We start from the raw sequence: 5,546 nt of genomic DNA, 5'->3' as shown, positions 1-5,546 counted from the left end.
ATGATCCCCTTTTCGCGCGCATAGCGGTTGATCAAAGACGTCATGGCAGCGCGGAAACCCTCTTCGTGGGTACCGCCCTCATGCGTGTTGATGGTGTTGGCGTAGGTGTGGACGCTTTCGGAATAGGCGTTGGTCCACTGCATCGCCATTTCCAGGGCAATCCGCCGCTCTTTGTCCTCGGTCTCGAAAGCGATGACGTCCTCGTGGACCACTTCCACCTTCTTGCCCGAGTTCAGGTGCTTGACGTAGTCCAACAGACCTTCGTCATACTGGTAAACCACGGTGCGGTGCTCGGCGCTTACTTCGCCTTCGGTGACAACAGCATCGAGGTCCAGGTCGGCGTCGGCCTCGCTGTCGCTGGCAGAGGTGCGTTCGTCAGTAAGCGTGATGCGCAGGCCCTTGTTGAGGAATGCCATCTGCTGGAAGCGGGCGCGCAGCGTTTCGAAATCGAATTCGGTGGTCTCGAAGATCCCGGCGTCAGGGTAGAACGTCTGCGTGGTTCCCGTAACGTCGGTTTCCTCACCCTTCACCAGGCTGCCCTGGGGCTTGCCGCCGTCGGCGAAGGACATCCGCCAGACGTGGCCCTGGCGGCGGACCTCGGTGTCCACCCTGCTGGAAAGGGCGTTAACAACGGAGATACCCACACCGTGCAGGCCACCGGATACGGCATAGCCACCCCCGCCGAACTTGCCACCGGCGTGCAGGATGGTCATGACCACTTCCACCGTGGGTTTGTGTTCGGTTGGATGCATGTCCACCGGAATGCCACGGCCGTCATCCACGACTTTCACGCCGCCATCGGCCTGGAGCACTACTTCAATATGTGTGCAGTAGCCGGCCAGAGCCTCGTCCACGGAGTTGTCCACCACTTCGTAGACCAAGTGGTGGAGTCCACGGGGTCCGGTGGAACCGATGTACATGCCCGGGCGCTTCCGCACTGCCTCAAGTCCTTCAAGAACAGTGATGTCGCTCGCGCCGTACTCGCGTGGAGTGGCAGCTTCCCCCGGGGTGTCAGGCGTGCGGGCATCCTCGACTACGGGTTCAGCTGCCAGAATATCTGTATTGTCGTTAGCCACAGGTGCTGTCGACTCCTCTGTTCTCGATGATGGCCGGCTGATTCCTTTCCTCAAGTCGATCAGGAAAGTCATCCGCCAACAGGCACAAACTTATAGAGCCGGTTACTAGCTGATGGCGGAATCCGAAGTCCGCGTGCTGGAACCGCGCGGAAAACGGACTCAGTCAACGTTTAACCCGCGCCCAGTTATCTTCGACGATTCTACCGCGAAACGGGCAGTAACCCCGCATTCCAAGGGCGTGGATGGCAGCCGATGTGCCCTTTACAGGCCGTAGACCACGCCTTGGGCGCTCCAACGGTCCCGTCTCCGGGTGCCTATACAGCCTCCGACCCTTGCAGGGCGCTACACGCCGATCAGGGGATTATCAAGAGTTCAACGCGGGCTTATCCATAGGTGTCCCGGGGGCCCCGGCCGTTGACGGACCTGCCGCCCTTGCGCCAGCTGGGCGCTGAGGGCCCAAGGACCTGGATGCTGGTGACCACTCCATCGCCAAGCTCCACCCGGAATTTCTCCAGCAGGCTCATACTGAGGAGCCGCAACTGGGTGGCCCATGCGGTTGAATCGCACCGGACGTGCAGGGTAGTTCCTGTGAAGCTTTCGGGCGTGCAGTGGGCGGAAATCTCCGGTCCCACCAGGGTGGCCCACTCTGCCATGACAGACCCGACTGCCACCGGTGAAGTCCAGCCACGTTCGGCCACCAAGCGGCCCACTACTTTGCCGAGGCCGAGGGGATCACGGCCGGTGGCGTGGAACTGGCTGAAACCACGGGTGTCGCGGAGGCCCTTTTTAGCCTTTTGGGATCCGGGTCGCGGTGCGGCCCGGCGGATCTCGCCTCGTGCTGCGGCGGCCTCCCGCATTCTGTTCAGTGCAGCCTGGGGCGCGTCGATGTCGTCCGGGGCGCGGCCGTCGGCGTCGCGGCGCGGAGCTTTGCCGCCGGCGTTTTCGTTGTCCCTATTCATCGATACCTCCCGCGATGACCTTCACCCGCCGTCCGGACAGCTCTTCCGGTATATCGGCGTCGACGGCGGCGGTCACCAGGACCTGTTCCGCACCCGAGACTATTGCCGCCAGCTTACGCCGGCGCTGGACGTCCAGCTCGGCAAAAACGTCGTCGAGGATCAGGATGGGCGCTGAGCCGCCGGTTCTGGCGTCGTCCAACATCACATAGTACGAGGCGAGCCGCAGTGCCAGGCACATGGACCACGTTTCTCCGTGGGAGGCATACCCCTTGGCCGGTGCCTGGCCCAGGACCAGCTCCAGTTCATCCCGGTGCGGACCTACCAGGGAAATGCCCCGTTCCAGTTCTTTTTTGCGCGCTTCCGCGAAGGCGCGCACGTACCGTTCCGACAGCTGATCCACCGTCAGCTGGCGCAGGTCTTCCACGTCTTTTGAAGTAGCTCCCGCGTTGGTGCCGGCAGTGCGCACCAATGGGGCGCCGTCGTCGTCCATCTGGTTTTGAAGGGTGGAGCGGTAAAGGGCGCCAGCAGGCTTTGACCCGTCAGTCAGCTCAGCATAAGCACGCGCAACGTGCGGGCGGAGCCGCTCCACCAGTTCAAGCCGCGCGTACAGCAGCTCAGCGCCGGCCCTGGCCATGTGCTGGTCCCACACGTCCAGCGTTGCCTCATGGGCGGAGGTGAATTTCCCGGCACGGGCAGACTTCAGCAGGGCATTGCGTTGTTTCAGCACCCGGTCGTAATCGCTGCGCGTGGCCGCGTGGTGCGGAATGAGACTCGCGAGCAGCTCATCGAGGAAGCGGCGCCGGTTTGAGGGGTCCCCTTTGACCAATGCCAGGTCTTCCGGGGCAAAGAGCACTGTCTGGCAGATGCCCAGCAGATCGCGGGCGCGGACCGGATTACTGCGGTTTATGCGTCCGCGGTTCGCACGCCCCGCGTTGATTTCCAGCTCCAGGACGGTGATCTGCCCGCCGCGGACCAACCTGGCCCGGACCAGCGCGCGGTCAGCCCCGAAGCGCAGAAGCGGCCCGTCCGAGCTGACGCGGTGGGAGCTCATGGTGGCCAGGTAGCCGATGGCCTCCATGAGGTTGGTCTTGCCGATGCCGTTGTAGCCCACCAAAACCGTGACACCCGGGCCGAGGGCGAGGTCGACCTGCGCGTAACTGCGAAAGTCAGTCAGGGAAAGGTGTTCTAGGTACACGCGGTTTTCGGCAATTCTGGGAACCTCGCAGGTTCCCGGTGGAGGCTACTTGGCGGGACGGGTTGCGTGTCCGCCGAACTGGTGGCGCAGTGCGGAGACCATCTTCATGGCCGGGGAACTGTCTTCGCGGGATTCGAAGCGCGCGAAAAGCGCGGCGGTAATGGCCGGCGCGGGAATCGCATTGGCAATGGCTTCTTCCACGGTCCACCTGCCCTCGCCTGAATCCTCGACGTAATCGTCGATGTTCTGCAGGCCCGGGTCTTCATCGAGGGCCTTAACCAGCAGGTCCAGCAGCCACGAGCGGACCACAGTGCCCTTTTGCCAAGCCCGGAAAGTGCCTGGCAGATCGGTGATGATGTCCTTTGAGGCGAGGAGCTGGTACCCCTCGGCGTAGGCCTGCATCAGGCCGTACTCGATGCCGTTGTGCACCATCTTGGCGTAGTGGCCCGCACCGATACCGCCGACATGGACAAAGCTGTCCTCGCGTTCCCCCTCCGGGCGCAAGGCGTCAAATACCGGAAGGGCACGCTCGATGTCGGCTGCGTCACCGCCGGCCATGAGTCCGTAGCCGTTCTGCAGGCCCCACACACCGCCGGATACCCCGCAGTCCGCGAAACGGATGCCCTTGACGGCCAGGAGTTCCCCGTGCTTTTGGTCCTCGGTGAAGCGGGAGTTGCCGCCGTCGATGACGAGGTCGCCCTCGTCAAGCTTTTCGCTGAGCTCCCTGATGACGGCGTTCGTGATATCACCGGCGGGAACCATCAGCCAAATCAGCCGCGGACTTGGAACTGCGGCGAGGAGTTCATCGATGGAGCCGGCATCGGTGACGTCCGGGTTGCGGTCATACCCGGTGACGTCCACACCGCCCTTGCGTAGGCGTTCGCGCATGTTGAAGCCCATTTTGCCAAGGCCGATCAGTCCGATGTGCACCGTGGAGCTCTCTTTTCTGCGCTGGGGATGGGCAACATGCCATGGGTTGGTCCAACTGGGTAGCAGTAAGTGTCGTTTATGGCCACCCATAACGACACTTTGTACATCCTAGTTGGGGAGGCGGACCGGCATCACGAGGTAACGGTAGTCGTCCTGGTCCTCGCCGTCGGCATCTGCCTGGGCAGTGATCATGGCCGGCTTCGGTGCCGTGGTGAAGGAGAAGCGAACGAACTTGGTTTCGATCACGCTCAGGCCCTCCACGAGGTAGTGGGGATTGAAGGCCACTGTGATGTCGTCACCGGAAAGCTGGGCTTCCAGCTCTTCCGAGGCCTGGGCATCTTCGCCGGTACCCGCGTCAAGATTCAAGAGGCCTTGGGTGAAAGCCAGGCGGACAGGGGTGTTACGTTCTGCCACCAGCGAGACGCGGCGTACTGCCTCAACCAATTCCTGCGTCTGCACCGTGGCGTGGATCGGGGTTGAATCCGGAAAGAGCGAGCGGATCTTCGGGTAATCCCCGTCCACCAGCAGCGAGGTGGTGGTGCGGCCGCCGCTTTCGAAGCCGATCAGGCGGCTGTCGTCATCGGAGAGGGCAAGGTGGATGTCGCCGCTGTTGCCGAGGGTTTTGGCCACCTCGTTCAGCGTTTTTGCTTTGACGAGGGCGCTGGTGGAGATGCCGGGAGTGACCGGTTTCCATGGAACTTCACGCATCGCGAGGCGGTAGCGGTCCGTGGCGAGGAGCGTGATGAGGTCATCCTCGATCTCCATCCGAACGCCAGTGAGGATGGGCAGGGTGTCATCTTTGCTGGCAGCAATGATCACCTGGGAGACAGCCTGGGCAAACGAGTCCCCGGGAACTGTTCCGCTGACGGCCGGCAGGGCCGGAAGCGGCGGGTACTCGGCCTCGGGCATGGTGGCCAAGTGGAAACTGCTTCGGCGGCAGGTCAGGGTGACCTTGTTGCCGTCGGTCTCGACGTCGACAGGAGCCGAGGGGAGGCTGCGGCAGATGTCCGCAAGGAGGCGTCCCGACACCAGGATGGTGCCTTCCTCCCGGATGTCAGCAGCGATTTCGAGCCTCGCGGAAGTCTCGTAATCAAAGCTCGAAAGGCTGACCGTGCCTGCTTCAGCCTTCAAAAGGAGGCCCGAGAGGACGGGAACGGGCGGCCGCGGAGACAACGAACGGGCTGTCCAGGTGACGGCTTCTGCCAGGACGTCCCGATCGACTCTGAACTTCACGGAAGGGTGCCGCCTTTCATAGCTGCTGCGATGGTGTTCCGGAAACTTCCCGCAGGAATTTCCAAAGGGAGTTGCCCCGGCACCTGAACTTGCGTGGTCCGAGCTGCCTGAACCACGCAGAAACCCAAGGATGGGAGCGCTGCTGACAGCTTA

Annotated in this window: 5 protein-coding genes; all 5 read right to left on the bottom strand. The window is 62.7% G+C overall.

The window, feature by feature from the left end; all coding sequences use genetic code 11:
- Window positions 1-1,076: ATP-binding protein (locus AC5RWX_RS29545; protein ID WP_494099786.1), on the bottom strand; the 1,076-nt coding region annotated here is incomplete at its 3' end.
- Between the two features lie 383 nt (window positions 1,077-1,459).
- Window positions 1,460-2,035, bottom strand: coding sequence for a DciA family protein (locus AC5RWX_RS29540; protein ID WP_494099785.1), 576 nt, complete (start codon window positions 2,033-2,035; stop codon window positions 1,460-1,462).
- The gene (recF, locus tag AC5RWX_RS29535; protein WP_494099784.1) at window positions 2,028-3,230 is read right to left on the bottom strand and encodes a DNA replication/repair protein RecF; all 1,203 of its coding nucleotides are present in this window, start codon (window positions 3,228-3,230) and stop codon (window positions 2,028-2,030) included. Before recF ends, AC5RWX_RS29540 begins: the two co-directional genes overlap by 8 nt.
- A gap of 45 nt (window positions 3,231-3,275) precedes the next feature.
- Entirely contained in the window at window positions 3,276-4,160 is an 885-nt protein-coding gene (gene gnd, locus AC5RWX_RS29530; protein ID WP_494099783.1) for a phosphogluconate dehydrogenase (NAD(+)-dependent, decarboxylating), read from the bottom strand.
- A gap of 108 nt (window positions 4,161-4,268) precedes the next feature.
- Entirely contained in the window at window positions 4,269-5,393 is a 1,125-nt protein-coding gene (gene dnaN, locus AC5RWX_RS29525; RefSeq protein ID WP_494099782.1) for a DNA polymerase III subunit beta, read from the bottom strand.
- Window positions 5,394-5,546: the final 153 nt, after the last annotated feature.

This window comes from Arthrobacter sp. SPT-J7 (assembly GCF_059089965.1).
The sequence above is the reverse complement of the archived record's forward strand: the minus strand, read 5'-3'. Positions and strand labels throughout refer to the sequence as shown.